At 39.3% G+C, this 15,243-nt stretch carries 15 protein-coding genes; 14 read left to right on the top strand and 1 reads right to left on the bottom strand.

The window, feature by feature from the left end; translation table 11 throughout:
- The first annotated feature begins 7 nt into the window (after window positions 1-7).
- The 12 genes from FFU37_RS08980 to adk all read left to right on the top strand — a co-directional run bounded on the left by FFU37_RS08980 (window position 8) and on the right by adk (window position 12,308).
- Window positions 8-505: an HvfA family oxazolone/thioamide-modified RiPP metallophore gene (locus FFU37_RS08980; RefSeq protein WP_024596351.1), complete on the top strand. Its 498-nt coding sequence runs from the start codon at window positions 8-10 to the stop codon at window positions 503-505.
- A gap of 67 nt (window positions 506-572) precedes the next feature.
- Entirely contained in the window at window positions 573-1,430 is an 858-nt protein-coding gene (locus FFU37_RS08975) for an HvfB family MNIO-type RiPP peptide maturase (protein ID WP_138489324.1), read from the top strand.
- A 36-nt stretch (window positions 1,431-1,466) separates the two neighbouring features.
- Window positions 1,467-2,219, top strand: a complete 753-nt coding sequence (locus FFU37_RS08970; RefSeq protein WP_002962300.1) for an HvfC family RiPP maturation protein — start codon at window positions 1,467-1,469, stop codon at window positions 2,217-2,219.
- A 72-nt stretch (window positions 2,220-2,291) separates the two neighbouring features.
- Window positions 2,292-2,414: a hypothetical protein gene (locus FFU37_RS20480; RefSeq protein ID WP_002962301.1), complete on the top strand. Its 123-nt coding sequence runs from the start codon at window positions 2,292-2,294 to the stop codon at window positions 2,412-2,414.
- A gap of 171 nt (window positions 2,415-2,585) precedes the next feature.
- The gene (gene apt, locus FFU37_RS08965; protein ID WP_002962303.1) at window positions 2,586-3,131 is read left to right on the top strand and encodes an adenine phosphoribosyltransferase; all 546 of its coding nucleotides are present in this window, start codon (window positions 2,586-2,588) and stop codon (window positions 3,129-3,131) included.
- A gap of 3 nt (window positions 3,132-3,134) precedes the next feature.
- Window positions 3,135-5,660 carry a DNA polymerase III subunit gamma/tau gene (gene dnaX, locus FFU37_RS08960; protein ID WP_138489323.1) on the top strand — a complete coding sequence of 842 codons (2,526 nt, stop codon included), beginning with the start codon at window positions 3,135-3,137 and terminating at the stop codon, window positions 5,658-5,660.
- Window positions 5,661-5,720: 60 nt separating this feature from the next.
- Window positions 5,721-6,047 carry a YbaB/EbfC family nucleoid-associated protein gene (locus tag FFU37_RS08955; RefSeq protein WP_002962306.1) on the top strand — a complete coding sequence of 109 codons (327 nt, stop codon included), beginning with the start codon at window positions 5,721-5,723 and terminating at the stop codon, window positions 6,045-6,047.
- Between the two features lie 7 nt (window positions 6,048-6,054).
- Window positions 6,055-6,663: a recombination mediator RecR gene (gene recR, locus FFU37_RS08950; protein WP_002962308.1), complete on the top strand. Its 609-nt coding sequence runs from the start codon at window positions 6,055-6,057 to the stop codon at window positions 6,661-6,663.
- A 133-nt stretch (window positions 6,664-6,796) separates the two neighbouring features.
- Complete coding sequence (locus tag FFU37_RS08945; RefSeq protein ID WP_138489322.1) at window positions 6,797-8,698, top strand: MFS transporter; 1,902 nt, start codon at window positions 6,797-6,799, stop codon at window positions 8,696-8,698.
- Window positions 8,699-8,702: 4 nt separating this feature from the next.
- Window positions 8,703-9,440 (top strand): RluA family pseudouridine synthase, encoded by a 738-nt coding sequence (locus FFU37_RS08940; RefSeq protein ID WP_138489321.1) that lies wholly within the window; start codon window positions 8,703-8,705, stop codon window positions 9,438-9,440.
- Between the two features lie 118 nt (window positions 9,441-9,558).
- Window positions 9,559-11,472 (top strand): molecular chaperone HtpG, encoded by a 1,914-nt coding sequence (gene htpG / locus FFU37_RS08935; RefSeq protein ID WP_138489320.1) that lies wholly within the window; start codon window positions 9,559-9,561, stop codon window positions 11,470-11,472.
- 191 nt (window positions 11,473-11,663) lie between these two features.
- Window positions 11,664-12,308 (top strand): adenylate kinase, encoded by a 645-nt coding sequence (gene adk, locus FFU37_RS08930; RefSeq protein WP_039487425.1) that lies wholly within the window; start codon window positions 11,664-11,666, stop codon window positions 12,306-12,308.
- A gap of 88 nt (window positions 12,309-12,396) precedes the next feature.
- On the opposite strand, the gene tpx is transcribed toward adk, so the two are convergent.
- Window positions 12,397-12,978 carry a thiol peroxidase gene (gene tpx, locus FFU37_RS08925; protein WP_138489319.1) on the bottom strand — a complete coding sequence of 194 codons (582 nt, stop codon included), beginning with the start codon at window positions 12,976-12,978 and terminating at the stop codon, window positions 12,397-12,399.
- Between the two features lie 233 nt (window positions 12,979-13,211).
- On the opposite strand from tpx, the gene FFU37_RS08920 reads away from it, so the two are divergent.
- On the top strand, window positions 13,212-14,216 hold the full coding sequence (locus tag FFU37_RS08920) for a response regulator (protein ID WP_024590825.1): 1,005 nt from the start codon (window positions 13,212-13,214) through the stop codon (window positions 14,214-14,216).
- A gap of 3 nt (window positions 14,217-14,219) precedes the next feature.
- Window positions 14,220-15,191, top strand: a complete 972-nt coding sequence (locus FFU37_RS08915) for a sensor domain-containing diguanylate cyclase (RefSeq protein WP_024592692.1) — start codon at window positions 14,220-14,222, stop codon at window positions 15,189-15,191.
- Window positions 15,192-15,243: the final 52 nt, after the last annotated feature.

The raw sequence follows: 15,243 nt of genomic DNA, 5'->3' as shown, positions 1-15,243 counted from the left end.
TCATAAAATGAATACAGTTAAAAAAAATACAATCGCGTTAACTTTAGGTGCAGTAGTAGTTGGCTCTGCAAGTTTTGTATCTGCAGATGTACAAGCTAACCCATTTGAGTTTCAACAACTAGTAACAGGTTACCAATTAGATGCTGCAGAAGGTAAGTGCGGTGAAGGCAAATGTGGCGGCGACGCAAAAGATAAAAAAGAAGGTAAATGCGGCGAAGGCAAATGTGGTGGTGACGCAAAAGATAAAAAAGAAGGTAAATGCGGCGAAGGCAAATGTGGCGGCGATGCAAAAGGTAAAAAAGAAGGTAAATGCGGCGAAGGCAAATGTGGTGGCGACGCAAAAGATAAAAAAGAAGGTAAATGCGGCGAAGGTAAGTGTGGCGGCGATGCAAAAGACGCAAAAGCTAAAACAGAAGGCAAATGTGGTGAAGGTAAATGTGGCGGCGACGCTAAAAAAACTAAAAAAGAAGGTAAGTGCGGCGAAGGTAAATGTGGTGGCCGTTAATATCTTATTCTAAATAAGTTATGCTAAAAGGGCCCTAAGGCCCTTTTTTGTTAAGTTAGAGGTAGTTATGATACAAACTCAAAGTAAAGATTTTGGGATGGTGGGCCTTGGCCTACGACGAGAAATGCTTGATGAGCTGCTTGAGCATGTACCTAATCAAGTAGACTTTTTAGAAGTTGCGCCAGAGAACTGGTTAAAACTAGGTGGACGCTTTAAAAAACAATTTAAAACATTAACCGATGCTAATAATTTTGTGTGTCATGGGTTATCACTGTCTATCGGTTCTCCAGAACCTCTTGATGTTGAATTTGTTAAGTCTTTAAAAGTGTTTTTTGAAGAGCACAATATAAAAATTTTTAGTGAGCACTTAAGTTACTGCTCGGGTACAGGGCATATGTATGACTTAATGCCCATTCCGTTTACACAAGATGCCATAGCACATGTTGTACCTCGTATTAAACAAGTTCAAGACATACTAGAGCAGCAAATTGCGATAGAAAATGTTTCCTATTATGGCGCTCCTGGACAGCAATTATCAGAACTTGAATTTACGAATATTATTTTAGAGCAAGCTGACTGCAAGCTTTTACTTGATGTGAATAACATTTATGTTAATTCGATAAATCATGGCTACAACGCGCAAGCATTTTTAACTGGTTTACCCTCTAATCGTATAGCCTATGGGCATGTTGCTGGCCATTATAATGAGGCTGATGACTTAATTGTTGATACACATGGCGCTGATGTGATTGATCCTGTCTGGGAGCTACTCGATAAAGCATACGAAGTGCATGGCGTATTTCCAACCTTGCTTGAGCGCGATTTTAATATTCCTACCATGAATGTTTTAACCAAAGAGTTAGATATAATTCATGGGTTGCAAGCTAAACACTTTGATTCAACTGTTTCAAAACAACGAGCTTAATATAAGCCTTTATCAACATTAAAAGAGTGCCTAGTTATGAGCTTTATTGAAATACAAAACGAATTTATGGCGCATATTCGCGAGCCTCAAAAAAATAAAAAGCCCAGCGGTATCGAAGACAGGCGTATGGCTATTTACCGCGACCTATTTTTTAATAACATTGAAGGTTTTATATCATCAGGTTTTCCGGTATTAAAAACGTTATATACCCAGAAGCAATGGCAAGCCCTCGTACGCCAGTTTTTTAGCGAATATGATTGTCATTCGCCGTACTTTTTAGACATAGCAGGGGAGTTTATTAATTACTTATCAAGTGATTATAAAATGAAAAAATACGATCCCGTGTTTATGCTAGAGCTTGCCCATTATGAATGGGTAGAGCTAGATGTATCCATTGCACACGAAGATGAGCAAGAGAAAAAATTACAAACAACAGCGCTTACTAGTTCAGCTTTATATTTATCGAAAACGGCAAGAAATTTAAGTTATCAATTTCCGGTTCAAAATATTAGCAATCGCTTTAAACCAAAAGAGCCATCACCTCAGCCTAATTATTTTGTTGTATATAGAGATGAAGATGATGACGTTCAATTTCTGGCTACGAATGCGATGACAGCTTTGCTATTGTCAATCATAGAGGCAAGCGAAGGCGCGACATTTGACAACGTCTGCCAACAGGTATTAGCTCATGCACCACAATTTAATGCAGAGCAAATTACTCAAGGTGCACTGGTTACTCTTAATGCTATGGTTGAACGAGGAGTAATTGTGACAAAAAATCAAGACTAAGGTCTTTATTGATGATTTTACATCGTCTATTATGGCAGCCTTATTTGCCGTGCTTAATAAAAGGTTGTACCAATGTCAGATGATAAAGACTTTAAAGATCCGTTCAACGCTACTTACTTTCTTGCTTTTTTAGCTGTATTTGCAGGGATTGGTTGTTTAAATGCAATATTAGGCTGGATCACTAGCTTAACGTAAAATGTATAGCGTTTATTAAGGCTGTTGCTAACTTCAGCCTTGAACCACTTTATTTTAATTACCCCGTCCATATTTAATACTTCTTTTATAATAACGCCAAACTCGCAATTAAAGGTTAGTTAAGGTTATAATCACCTGCTTTGTAATATAAACAATTGAGCAGTTAAAATTATGACTCAAGTAACACCAGCAATTATCAAAAACAGCATAACTACAATTGCTGATTATCCAAAAGCGGGCATTATGTTTCGCGATGTAACCACTTTAATGGCAAATCCAGAAGCCTTTAAAGCAACTATTGACGCGTTTATCGCAGAATATAAAGATCAGGGCTTTACTAAAATCATAGGCACAGAATCACGTGGTTTTATTTTTGGTGCGCCATTGTCTTATGCGTTAGGCATTCCGTTTATTCCAGTACGTAAACCAGGTAAGTTACCACGCGAAGTTATTCGCCAAGATTACTTACTTGAGTACGGTGAAGACACGCTAGAACTGCATGTAGATGCAATTGTACCTGGCGACAAAGTATTACTAGTTGATGACTTATTAGCAACTGGTGGCACAATTGAAGCCACTGCTAAGTTAGTTAATAAACTAGGTGGCGAAGCCACAGATGCAGCATTTGTTGTATCACTACCAGAACTTGGTGGCGAGCAACGCATCAAAAAAATGGGTATTAAAATCCTAAAATTGGTTGAATTCGAAGGCGAGTAATCGATGAGTTATCAGGTTCTAGCGAGAAAATGGCGTCCTCAAACCTTTCATGAATTGGTTGGGCAGTCTCATGTTAAGCAAGCGCTTGTAAATGCGCTTACGCAAAATAGACTGCATCACGCTTATTTATTCACTGGAACCCGCGGTGTAGGTAAAACCACCATTGCACGTATTTTTGCTAAAAGCTTAAATTGCGATGAAGGTATATCTGCAAATCCGTGTGGACAATGTAGCAGCTGTTTGGATATAGAAGCAGGGCGCTACATTGACCTACTCGAAATAGATGCGGCTTCTCGTACAAAAGTAGAAGACACTCGCGAAATACTTGATAATGTTCAATATGCACCAACGCGTGGACGTTATAAAGTATACCTAATCGATGAAGTTCACATGCTTTCTAAGCACAGCTTTAATGCGCTTTTAAAAACGCTTGAAGAGCCACCAGAGCATGTGAAATTTTTATTGGCGACCACCGATCCTCAAAAATTACCAGTTACTATATTATCTCGCTGTCTACAATTTAACTTAAATGCCTTGTCGCAAAGTGAAATTAAAACACAGCTTGAACACGTACTTACTCAAGAGCAGCTTAGCTTTGATACCGATGCACTTAGCATTATTTCAAAAGCCGCTGATGGCAGTATGCGTGATGCACTTAGCTTAACCGACCAAGCTATTGCGCAAACAAATGGTGATATTAATAATCAAGCAGTACAAACAATGCTTGGTTTAATGGATACTCATTATAGCCAAAGCTTGCTTGCAGCAATACTTGCACAAGATGGCGCTGCGCTAATGGATGAGATTGCGCAGGTAGCAAGTCGTAATCCTAATTATGTGGCATTGCTTGATGATTTAATTGCACTTACGCATTTGACTCAACTAACCCAGTTAGTGCCTGAAGCGGCAGGGCTAGATGAAAAAAATGTAGATTATATTGCTCATGTTGCACAACATACGAGCCCACAACAAATTCAAATTTATTATCAGTTACTGTTAAATGGTAAAAAAGATTTACAATGGGCACCAGAGCCTCGCTTAGGTTTTGAAATGATAATGCTAAGATTATTAGCATTTAAGCCTTCAGATGTGCAACAAACTGTACACACAGCAAACGAAGAGCCGGCCCCAAATAAACAAGGCCGTGCAAATGCACTGCGAGATATATTAAATAAAAATAAAACATCGCAAAACACCGTAGCTGGCCAAAGTAGTGTACCTGTAAATAATACTAAGCCAGTTAGCAATGCAGAGCAGCCTAAAGCCGTTGAGATAGAGCCTTCAGCTAACGCTGCCGCTCAGTCATCAAATAATGAAGTCGTGCAAAGTAATAATGAGCCTGCCCAAGTTGCAGTAGAGCAACCGGTTCAACAAAGTGAAAACGCTTCAAAGCAACAGGCTTTAGCTAAAGAGCAACCACAAACTAATGTTGTTTCAGATGCTCAAGCCCAGCGACAAAGCGAAGATGAAGCTTATATGCTCCATAGTGATGCTGAACAAACGCTGGCCTCGCAATTTGACGATATAATGAGTAGCGCTGTAGATCAGGGCTTTAACCCTGTAACTAATACAAACTCAGAACCTCAATCAGAGCCCTTAACAAATCACAATGCAAGTACGCCAATAGCTGAACAAGAAGCGCAGGCGCAATCTGCCATTGCTCGTATTTTACGTGACAGAAACATATCCGGTGCGGGTAGGTTATCAAGCAAGAGTACAAGCACCTCTGCAAATAATGTAGCAGCGCAGCCAAACCAAGCGCCCGCTAAAAAGCCAGAACATCACGCAAGAATGCCTAAAGCTCAAAGTGTTAACCAAGGTAGCACCGCTGAAAATACAAACGAGCTCAACAGCGTTTCAAGCATAGCACCTAGCGATCCCCCACCTTGGGTGACTGATAGTGCAGGTGCAAGTGAAAAAAAGCATGAGCTCCCACCAACAGGGAGCGAAAGCCAGGCACATGGTCACGCTAATACAAAACCAGCACGAAAAGTTGATTTTAAAGAAAAACATCAAACAATTACCGAAAATCTAGCGCCAGAGCTACTTGAGCAAATAAACCCTCAAAAAGTACCTGAAGCAGCGCCCGAGGAAATTAGCATTCCCGTGCCTGATGATTTTCAAAGTCCAATTAGTGAAATTAGATTTGCACATCAACAAGATGAATGGGCTTATTTAATTAAACGTATGGGACTGGGTGGTCGTATGCGCCAATTTGCGTTGCATTCAATATTTACCAAGCAAGGCAACAGCTTACATATAGACGTTGATGAATCACAAAAGCATCTAGATACACCGATGCTTCGCCAAAGATTAGATGCCGCATTGTCGAGTATTTATGAGCATAACGTGTCGTTAAGTATTAATTTTGCTAAGGGAGTTATTGATTCCCCTTATCTTATTCAGCAAAAAATAGATGCAGGACGTCATCAACAAGCAATCGATGTGATCACATCGGATGAAAACATAGTACAATTTCAGCAAGTATTTAGCGCCGAAATTGACGAAAACAGTATTCAGGCATTGTAATTACTTACAATCGCCCTTATGTTCATGTTAATTAATGTATTAAAAGAAAGAGAGAAAGTTATGTTTAAAGGTGGAATGGGCAACATGATGAAGCAAGCGCAGCAAATGCAAGATCGCATGCAAAAAGCCCAAGACGAAATCGCAACTCTTGAAGTTGTTGGTGAAGCCGGTGCAGGTTTAGTTAAAGTAACTATGCTTGGTAACCACAATGTACGTCGTGTTCAGCTTGATGAGAGCTTGATGGAAGACGACAAAGACATGATTGAAGACTTACTTGCAGCAGCATGTAACGATGCTGTTCGCCGTGTTGCAGAAGAAACACAAGAGCGTATGGGTAAAGTAACTGGCGGTATGCAATTACCACCAGGTATGAAAATGCCGTTTTAAGTAAATAATGCAACTTTCAGATAGTTTAAATCAGCTTATAGAAGCACTGCGCTGTCAACCGGGCATTGGTCCAAAGTCAGCGCAACGTATTGCTTTTCACCTGCTTGAGCGCGACCGAAAGGGAGGCACTCAGCTGGGCAATGCACTCACTAAAGCAATGACCGCCATAGGGCACTGTCAGTCTTGTCGTACTTTTTGCGAACAAGCTCAGTGCGATATTTGTTTAAGTACAAAACGCCAAGACAGCGGTATATTATGTGTTGTAGAATCGCCTACTGACGTACTTGCCATCGAGCAAACAGGTCAGTATTTAGGCCTATACTTTGTATTAATGGGTCACTTATCGCCAATAGACGGTATTGGTCCTAAAGAGATTGGCTTAGATGTTTTAGAGCAAAAGCTTGCTCAAGGCGATATTAATGAGGTTATTTTAGCGACTAACCCTACCGTTGAAGGCGATACTACCGCACATTATATTGCTCAGCTTTGTCATAAATACAAAGTAGGCGCTTCACGTATTGCCCATGGTATTCCTGTGGGAGGTGAGCTTGATTTAGTAGATGGTAGAACACTTATGCATGCCTTTAGCGGCAGGCGCCTAGTTACTCAAGACTAGCTCTAAGTCACTATTTGAAAACAAATTACTAAAGCCTACATGATTAAATCATGTAGGCTTTTTCGTTTTTAAGGTAAGCTTAAAAACAATCTAATTTATTTTTGGGCTATGTCTCTAATTAGTAAGGAATACAATGAAAGATAACCAACCCTATCAAGGTGCATTACTCGGTAGTAAGCGTTTTTTACCGCTTTTTATTACGCAGTTTTTCTCAGCGATAAACGATAACGTGTATAAGCAATCAGTGCTTATTCTATTAATATTTCAGGCTGCAACGCTTGCAGATGGCGCACTTTATTCAAATATTGCTGCTGGGTTATTTATTCTTCCGTTCTTTTTATTTTCAGGGATGGCAGGGCAGCTTGCAGAAAAAACAGAAAAATCAAAATTGATTAGAATCGTAAAACTATGTGAAATCCCTATTATGGTTGTAGGGGCAGTTTCTATTTTAACGCAGTATGTGTGGCTAATGTTAGCCACCGTATTTTTAATGGGCGTGCAAAGTACGTTTTTTGGTCCATTAAAATATTCTATTTTACCGCAGCACGTAGCACCGAATGAATTAACAAAAGCGAATGGTTTGGTTGAATCAGGCACGTTTGTGGCGATACTAATGGGTACAATTTTTGGCACTTATTATATTACTCAATCAGTAGGGCCTACGCTTATAAGTATTGCAGTATTAGTATTGGCCGTGATGGGTTATGTGAGCAGTCGCTTTATACCCACTAGTGAAGCAAACGAGCCTAACTTAAAATTTACCTATAATATATTTTCATCGACAAAAAACGTATTTTCAGCACTTAATTCGCAAACAGAATCGGTTGGTAAATCAGTCCTCGGGATCAGTTGGTTTTGGTTAATTGGCGCCATCGTTTTAACGTCCCTACCAAATTATGTAAAACACACAATGGGCGGCGATGAACTGGTTGTAACTAGCGCGCTTGTTGTGTTTTCACTAAGTATTGCGATTGGTTCGTTACTGTGTGAAAAGCTTTCCCGCTCTCGAATAGAATTAGGAATTGTGCCTTTTGGCGCTATTTTAATTACCTTGTTTTTATACTTACTGAGCCAAGAGCCAGCCATTAGCTCTTATTTACCGCAAAACCTTGAGTTAATGACGCTTCAGGAGCTATTAAAAACAGGCGATATGGTGTGGCACTTTGTATGGATGGCAGGCATTGGTATTGGCTCAGGTTTTTACACTGTACCGCTGTATGCGCTTATTCAACAGCGTACTGAAGAGTCGAGTCGCTCACGAGTTATAGCGGCTAACAATGTATTAAATGCACTGTTTATGGTGGGCAGTGCTGTTTTAAGTATTGTAACGCTGTCTGTTTTTCAGTGGAGTATTTCAGAGTTGCTACTGTTACTTGCTGGGCTAAACTTGCTTATCTCTGTTTATATTTATACCAAAGTACCAGAGTTCTTTTTACGATTTATTATATATATTTTAGGTATTTGTATGTACAGAGTGCGTACAAAAGGTGAAAGTAATATACCTGATGCAGGCGCTGCGGTTGTCGTGTGTAATCATGTCAGCTTTGTTGATTGGATGTTTATTCTAGCCGCATCACCAAGGCCTATCCGGTTTATGGTATTTGCCCCTATTTATTATTCGCCGGCCCTACATTGGTTATTTAAAATGGCTAAGGCTATTCCCATTAACAGTGAAAAAACCAATCCAGAAGCGTTTAAAAAAGCCTTTGATGAAGTGGCTGCTGCGCTTAATAAAGGCGAACTTGTTGGTGTTTTCCCTGAAGGAAAACTAACCAGTGACGGCTCAGTGGATATTTTTCGCCGTGGAATAGAGCGTATTATTGAGCGCTCACCTGTGCCCGTTATTCCTGTGCACTTAGGGGGGTTATGGGGCAGCATGTTTAGTCGTAAAGCTAAATGGCAATTGCCTCGATTTAAATGGTCTTTGGTGTCGGTTGCAGTCGGTGCCCCGATTGCTGCTGATAATGTAGTAGCAGATGATTTACGTGAAAAAGTATTGGCTTTAAAAGTGCTTCATTCAAAAGATAGTGACTAATTTAATGATTAACTTAATGGCTAACTCAACATCACATACACCTTCAGAACAACCCACTATAGTTGATGATTTTGTAGCCCCTAAGTGCGACGGGTTTATTGAAATATTATATCAAGATGACGATATTCTACTGATCAATAAACCCAGTGGACTACTAAGTTTATCAGGTAAAAATCCGCTTAATTGGGACTCAGTACATTACCGCTTAGTACATGGTCAAAAGGGCTTAACAGCTACATTTACAGAGGCTAAGTTACCGCATCGGCTAGATTTTGGCACATCGGGCATTATGATTGTTGGATTAAACGCGATTGCGTCAAAGCACCTTAATAAGCAATTTCAGGCACGCACTATTCAAAAGCGTTATGTAGCCATGTTAGAGGGATGCTTGGCTGTTGATGATGGGCAAATTACTGCGCCAATTGCAAAAGATAAACTGCTTTTTCCGCGTGTTAAAATTTGCCAATCGACAGGTAAAACAGCGCTGAGTGAATATAAAGTACTTGAGCGGCTCAGGCAGCCGTGCAGAACCTTAGTGCAATTTACACCTATTACCGGGCGTACCCATCAATTACGAATACACAGCCAGTTTATAGGGCACCCAATTTTAGGCTGTGATTTATATAAAAGTGCGCAAAGTGAATATATGGCAGGGCGGTTACAATTACATGCCAGCGATTTATATTTTGAACATCCAACAACAGGTGAAAAGATTCATATTAATTGTCCGCATTCGTTTTAAACAAATTAATGGTTCTTTGTTTTCGTTTCACCTTTTTTAAATTTTTCCCTTGAAGTTCTAACACCTCACCCCATATTAAGTGCATAACGCAGACACTTTGCAAATTGGAGATATATAAATGACTGCAGCACAAAAAGAAACATTAGGCTTTCAAACAGAAGTAAAACAATTATTAAACTTAATGATTCATTCTCTTTATTCTAATAAAGAAATATTTTTACGTGAGCTTGTGTCAAATGCATCAGATGCAGCAGACAAGTTACGCTTTTTAGCGCTATCTCAAGGCGACCTTTACCAAGGTGATGCCGATTTACGTGTTCGTATTAGTGCAGATAAAGAAGCAAATACAATTACCATTTCAGATAATGGTATTGGTATGACACGCGATGAAATCATTAGCTCATTAGGTACTATTGCAAAGTCGGGTACTGCTGAGTTTTTCAAAAACTTAACGGGTGATCAAAGTAAAGATTCACAGTTAATTGGTCAATTTGGTGTAGGTTTTTACTCTGCATTTATTGTTGCTGATTTAGTAACTGTTCGTACACGCAAAGCCGGTGAAACAACCGCTTATGAGTGGGAATCTCAAGGTGAAGGCGAATACACACTTCAAGAAATTGAAAAAGAAGGCCGTGGTACCGACATTATTTTACATCTTCGCGATGAAGAAAAAGAATTTGCTGATGACTGGCGCCTACGTAGTATCGTTACTAAATACTCTGATCACATCTCAACGCCAGTACAAATGTTTAAAGCAGAAGTGCCAGAATCTGAAGGTGAAGACGGCGAAAAAATTCCAGCAGTACCAGGTGAGTGGGAAAGCATTAACCGTGCAACTGCATTGTGGACACGCGATAAATCAGAGCTTTCTGATGATGAATACAAAGAGTTTTACAAGCATGTAAGCCATGATTGGGAAGAGCCACTTAGCTGGGCACATAATAAGGTTGAAGGTAAAACTGAATACACTAGCCTTTTATATATTCCTAAAAAAGCACCTTTCGACTTATGGAACCGTGAACGTCAAAGTGGTTTAAAACTTTACGTACAACGTGTGTTTGTAATGGATGATGCTGAGCAATTCATGCCAAGCTACCTTCGCTTTGTAAAAGGCTTACTAGATTCAAACGATTTACCACTGAACGTATCTCGTGAAATTCTACAAGACAACAAAGTAACGCAAGCTATTCGTAAAGGGTGTACATCGCGTATTATTAAAATGCTTGAGCGTATGGCTAAAAACAAAGCTGACGATTACCAAGTATTTTGGAATGAGTTTGGTCAAGTAATGAAAGAAGGCCCAGCTGAAGATGCTGCAAATAAAGAAGCTATTTGTAAGCTACTTCGTTTTTCTTCGACACACACTGACTCAGAAACACAAGATGTGTCGCTTGAGCAATATGTTGAACGCATGAACGAAGGCCAAGACAAAATTTACTACGTAGTAGCTGATACATTCACCGCTGCGAAAAACTCACCGCATTTAGAGATTTTCCGCAAAAAAGGCATTGAAGTATTACTACTAAGTGACCGTGTTGACGAGTGGATGATGAGTCACTTAACTGAATTCGCTGATAAGCAGCTACAGTCGATCACACGTGGTGACTTAGATTTAGGTAAGCTTGACGACGAAGAAACTAAAAAAGCGCAAGAAGAGTCTGAAAAAGAAATGGCTGGGCTTGTTGAACGTATTAAAACAGCACTAGGTGATGACGTTAAAGAAGTGCGCTTTACGCATCGTTTAACAGATTCTCCAGCATGTGTTGTAAGCGACGACAACGACATGAGCTCACAAATGCAAAAGCTAATGGAATCTGTTGGTCAAGCAGCCCCTGAAGCAAAACCTGTGTTTGAGCTAAACCCAGAGCATCAACTTGTTAAGCACTTAAATGACGAACAAGATGAAGATAAGTTTGCGCAGTGGTCACACGTTTTACTAGATCAAGCACTACTTGCAGAACGCGGTACACTTAAAGATCCAACAGGATTTGTTACTCGCTTAAATAAATTGATGCTTGAACTAAGTAAATAAGCAAATAGCTATTTACTCAGTTAATAAAGTATAAATTATGTACTTTAAATAAAAGGGAACGTGTGTTCCCTTTTTTAATGCCCTGTAAACACCCCAACGGCTCATCAATTAGTATAAGTTGCTTGAGTATCGGCGGCGCTTGTGGAAGAATTCAGGCTTTAAAATAAATATCCATACTAGGGGACAATAATATGCGCATTATTCTTTTGGGCGCGCCGGGTGCAGGTAAAGGTACTCAAGCTCAGTTTTTAATGGACAAATACGGTATTCCACAAATTTCTACTGGCGATATGTTACGTGCGGCAATTAAAGAAGGCACGCCACTGGGTCTAGAAGCAAAAAAAGTAATGGATGCTGGTCAACTAATTTCTGACGATATTATTATTGGTTTAGTTAAAGAGCGTATTACTAAAGCGGATTGTGAGAAAGGTTTTTTACTTGATGGCTTCCCGCGTACAATCCCGCAAGCGGATGCAATGAAAGAAAATGGCGTAGTGGTTGATCACGTTATTGAATTTGACGTGGCTGATGAAGTCATTGTTGAGCGTATGGGCGGACGTCGCGTTCATCCTGGTTCTGGTCGTGTTTACCACGTTGTTTATAATCCACCAAAAGTGGAAGGTAAAGACAACGAAACTGGGGATGACTTAATTGTTCGCGCTGATGATACTGAAGAAACAGTACGTAAACGTTTAGGTATTTACCACGAGCAAACTATGCCATTGGTTGATTACTATCAAGCAGAAGCGGCTGCTGGTAATACTCAATACCATAAACTAGATGGTACACAAGCTGTTGAAACTGTTAGCCAACAACTTGGTGAACTTTTAGGTTAATTATAAAAGCACATTAAAAAACCGCCAATTGGCGGTTTTTTGTTTTAAGGCTATTTAGCATTGCTTAATTAGTGCTACTTAATGGACTTTACAATGTTTTAAGTTTCTCAATTACGCTGTTGTATTCTGGTTCAGTTGAAAGGCTACTAACTAACTGTTTATAAATGACGTTATGGCTTTCATCTAAAATAAAGACTGTTCGCGTTAGTAAGCCCATATCTTTAATAATCAATCCGTATTTCTGACCAAAATCACGCCAAACAGAATCTGATAACGTAGTGATTTTATCGATATTTTCAGCTTTGCAAAAACGCTTTTGAGCAAATGGTAAATCAGCACTAATTGTTAGCATAACTACACTTGGGAATTGTGAGGCTACTTTTTCATTAAAGTGCTTAGTTTGCAGGCTACAAATGCCGGTATCTAGGCTGGGTACTACACTTATTAATACAGCTTGGCCTTTGTAATCCTCAAGTCTCACTGGAATAAAGTTGCCATCAACAACTTTAAAGTTTGGCGCACTATCTCCAATTGAGATACCTTGACCTAATAAAGTGACTGGTTTGCCTTGTGCGGATACTTTTCCTGCATCAAGTGTGTTTTCTGGATAGTCGGCTGCAATAGCCACAGAACAAAATGCACTCAAAGCAAAGGCAAGTGAACGTAACATAAGGTATTTCCTTTTAAATTAACGCAATGGGCGTCAGTGTATTATACTGGGCTTTAGTTACCAAGTGATTAAACCTGCTTAATAGAGTGGGTATTAGCTCTGAAATATAAAAATTGTAACTATGCTAAACTTTGATTAACATGAAGTTACAAAAGATATCTTCAATAATAAAAATAAAAACCATCATAAAATGATTTTAATGCTCATTACTGGTTTAGAAACAGAGAGATAATATGTCAACATCGGTATTAATATGTGATGACTCGAAATTAGCTAGACGTCAGTTGGCTCGCTCATTACCTGAAGATTGGGATATTAAAGTTGAATTTGCACTTGACGGCGTTGATTGTATAAAGCAAATAAAGTTAATTGAACCAGAGATACTTTTTCTCGATTTAAACATGCCAGAAATGGACGGTTATGAAGTATTAATCGCTATGAAAGAACAGGGGCTTAATATTCTCACTGTTGTTGTCTCTGGTGATATACAACCAAGTGCACACCAAAGAGTACTTGAGCTTGGTGCTATCGATTTTATTCAAAAACCATGTTCCCCCGAAAAACTAGCCAGCATAATTGAACACCATGGGATTAAAGATAAAGCCATGCGTGAGCGTCTCTCTCATTCGCTAGGAGAGCAAGTCGACCCTGATGTTCGGGATATATACCAAGAGCTAACTAACGTTGCTATGGGGCAGGCTGGAGATTTACTTGCACGTCTTCTTAATGTATTTGTAGAGCTACCAATTCCTAATGTGAATATTTTGGAAGTTAATGAACTCGATATGGCGCTGCAGTCTATAGATAATAACGCAGCTACATCGGGTGTGTGCCAGGGCTTTATTGGCGGTGGTATTTCGGGCGAGGCGCTATTACTTTTAAATGATTCAAGCTTTAAAGAAATAGCTTCTTTGATGAACTATGACGGCGAGTTAAACGATAAAGTTGAACTTGAGCTGCTTATGGATATTAGTAATATTTTGATAGGCGCGATTTTAACGGGTCTTTCAAAACAGCTCGATATGTCATTTAGTCAAGGGCACCCGATTGTACTTGGCCAACACAGAGATGTATCTGAGTTGGTTAAATCAAACAAGTCACGTTGGCAACGCACCCTTGCAATAGAGATTAGTTACGGTATTGAAAACCATGATATAAATTGCGACCTCATGCTGTTATTTACTGAAGATTCACTTAAAACTTTGAAATACAAAGTTGCTTACCTATTAGAAGATTAAGTTATGGCCGCTGATTTAGAAATGAATGAGATCCATTGGTTAATGGATATGTTTAATACCGTTGATGTAGGCCTTGTGGTACTCGATAGGGATTATAAGGTGTGTGTATGGAATGGTTTTATGGAAAACCATTCAGGGCTTCTACCAAGCGCAGTAAAAGATAAAGATCTATTTGATTTATTTCCTGCAATAGACGAAAAATGGTTTAGAAGTAAATCTGAGTCGGTTTTTGTTTTAAAAAACCGCTCTTTTACGATTTGGGAGCAGCAGCCATACATTTTTAGGTTTAAAAATTATCGACCTATTACTGGTAAAGCTGATTACATGTATCAAAATGCGACATTCATCCCTCTTACCAATACGATGGGCGAAGTTAGCCACATTTGTATTATTTTGTATGATGTAACAGATGTCGCGGTAAATAAAAAAGAGCTTGAAGAGTTAAATAAAAAATTAGAACAAGTAAGTCAAACAGATAGCTTAACGCAGCTTGCAAACCGTGGACACTGGGAAGGTACGCTACGCCAAGAGTTTTTAAGAGTTAAGCGAAGTGGTGGCTGTAGTACATTATTAATGTTTGATATTGATCACTTTAAAAAAATAAATGATGAATATGGTCATAGCTGTGGTGATGAATCGCTTCGTCATTTATCTAACTTACTACGTACGACGCTGCGCGAGACTGATGTTGCAGGGCGCTATGGCGGTGAAGAGTTTGCAGTGACATTGCTTGATACAGATAAAGAAGGCGCTTTTGTATTTGCTGAGCGTTTAAGGGTATTGATTGAAACTAACCCTGTTAAGTATAAACACTTTGAAATAACAATGACGGTAAGTATAGGGCTGGCTGGTAGCAGTAATGATTTTAAAAATCATGAGCGCTGGATAGAGGCTGCAGATAAAGCACTGTACCAGTCTAAAAATACAGGGCGAAATAAAGTAATAGCCTACGAAGATATAAAAAATGACGCTTAAGCGTCATTTTTTATATCCAGAATTTAGGGTTAAATAATACCGTGTTTTTACA

It is taken from the genome of Pseudoalteromonas distincta (genome assembly GCF_005877035.1).
In the GTDB taxonomy this organism is placed as follows: Bacteria; Pseudomonadota; Gammaproteobacteria; order Enterobacterales; family Alteromonadaceae; genus Pseudoalteromonas; species Pseudoalteromonas distincta.
This window is presented reverse-complemented; position numbering and strand designations above follow the sequence as displayed.

What these genes read in the sequence shown, in the direction of transcription:
- FFU37_RS08980 (WP_024596351.1), top strand. Translation starts at nt 8, where the DNA reads ATGAATACAGTTAAAAAAAATACAATCGCGTTAACTTTAGGTGCAGTA.
- FFU37_RS08975 (WP_138489324.1), top strand. Translation starts at nt 573, where the DNA reads ATGATACAAACTCAAAGTAAAGATTTTGGGATGGTGGGCCTTGGCCTA.
- FFU37_RS08970 (WP_002962300.1), top strand. Translation starts at nt 1,467, where the DNA reads ATGAGCTTTATTGAAATACAAAACGAATTTATGGCGCATATTCGCGAG.
- FFU37_RS20480 (WP_002962301.1), top strand. Translation starts at nt 2,292, where the DNA reads ATGTCAGATGATAAAGACTTTAAAGATCCGTTCAACGCTACTTACTTT.
- apt (WP_002962303.1), top strand. Translation starts at nt 2,586, where the DNA reads ATGACTCAAGTAACACCAGCAATTATCAAAAACAGCATAACTACAATT.
- dnaX (WP_138489323.1), top strand. Translation starts at nt 3,135, where the DNA reads ATGAGTTATCAGGTTCTAGCGAGAAAATGGCGTCCTCAAACCTTTCAT.
- FFU37_RS08955 (WP_002962306.1), top strand. Translation starts at nt 5,721, where the DNA reads ATGTTTAAAGGTGGAATGGGCAACATGATGAAGCAAGCGCAGCAAATG.
- recR (WP_002962308.1), top strand. Translation starts at nt 6,055, where the DNA reads ATGCAACTTTCAGATAGTTTAAATCAGCTTATAGAAGCACTGCGCTGT.
- FFU37_RS08945 (WP_138489322.1), top strand. Translation starts at nt 6,797, where the DNA reads ATGAAAGATAACCAACCCTATCAAGGTGCATTACTCGGTAGTAAGCGT.
- FFU37_RS08940 (WP_138489321.1), top strand. Translation starts at nt 8,703, where the DNA reads ATGATTAACTTAATGGCTAACTCAACATCACATACACCTTCAGAACAA.
- htpG (WP_138489320.1), top strand. Translation starts at nt 9,559, where the DNA reads ATGACTGCAGCACAAAAAGAAACATTAGGCTTTCAAACAGAAGTAAAA.
- adk (WP_039487425.1), top strand. Translation starts at nt 11,664, where the DNA reads ATGCGCATTATTCTTTTGGGCGCGCCGGGTGCAGGTAAAGGTACTCAA.
- tpx (WP_138489319.1), bottom strand. Translation starts at nt 12,978, where the DNA reads ATGTTACGTTCACTTGCCTTTGCTTTGAGTGCATTTTGTTCTGTGGCT.
- FFU37_RS08920 (WP_024590825.1), top strand. Translation starts at nt 13,212, where the DNA reads ATGTCAACATCGGTATTAATATGTGATGACTCGAAATTAGCTAGACGT.
- FFU37_RS08915 (WP_024592692.1), top strand. Translation starts at nt 14,220, where the DNA reads ATGGCCGCTGATTTAGAAATGAATGAGATCCATTGGTTAATGGATATG.